A 750-nucleotide genomic window follows, 5' to 3' on the forward strand; every position below is an offset into this window, starting at 1 on the left:
TTTTCTGTGCATTTTGAACTCGATCTGCTCAACGTCTTTGAAATATTGAATAAGTTCTCGATACCCCTTAGGAAGGAGAAACGGAACAGGTTTCATCCATTGATCCTTATTGGTGGAGCCTTAACCTACTTCAATGACTCTCTTGTATCTGAGATTGCAGATGTGGTTTATAGGGGAGACCTTGGTGAGAAATTCCTCGAGCAACTCTCTGCCATTGATCATCGCATGAGTAAAGAGGAGATGGTCTCTACTCTCGAGACAGAACACCAGGAAACGATTTTTTCTAATTGCCTGGGTGAAAGCGCTTTTATCAGTCCGGATTCGGTCTTCGGAGACAGGTATCTCATAGAGATTGGTAGAGGATGCTTTCGAAAATGTAAGTTCTGCGTCGCGGGATTCAAATTTGGAAGACCAAGGTTCAGAGAATTGAAAGACACGATTGATCTCATGGATTCAGTTGCGGGATTCACAAAGAGATTTGGACTGATTGCCGCGACGGTTACAGATTATCCGGGCATTGATGAGATAGCAGAACACTGTATTGAAAAGGGTTATGAGCTGTCAGTTTCGTCTCTCAGACTTGATTCTCTATCGGATACATTGATGAGGTCTCTGAAGCTTTCCGGGCAAAGCTCTTTCACAATTGCACCGGAGGGGGGAAGCCAGAAGATAAGGAATGCCTTTGCAAAGGGGATAAGCGAGGAAGATATCACTGAGGCACTGGAGTTAGGAAGGAATAATGATTTTCGC

At 44.1% G+C, this 750-nt stretch carries 1 protein-coding gene; it reads left to right on the plus strand.

Annotation, left to right across the window (positions count from 1 at the left end; all coding sequences use genetic code 11):
• Positions 1–6: 6 nt before the first annotated feature.
• Positions 7–750 (plus strand): radical SAM protein (locus BG32_RS12640; protein ID WP_259459734.1); only part of this gene is annotated, 744 nt, incomplete at its 3' end.

It is taken from the genome of Mesotoga sp. HF07.pep.5.2.highcov, from assembly GCF_003666285.1.
GTDB classification, from domain to species: Bacteria; Thermotogota; Thermotogae; order Petrotogales; family Kosmotogaceae; genus Mesotoga; species Mesotoga prima.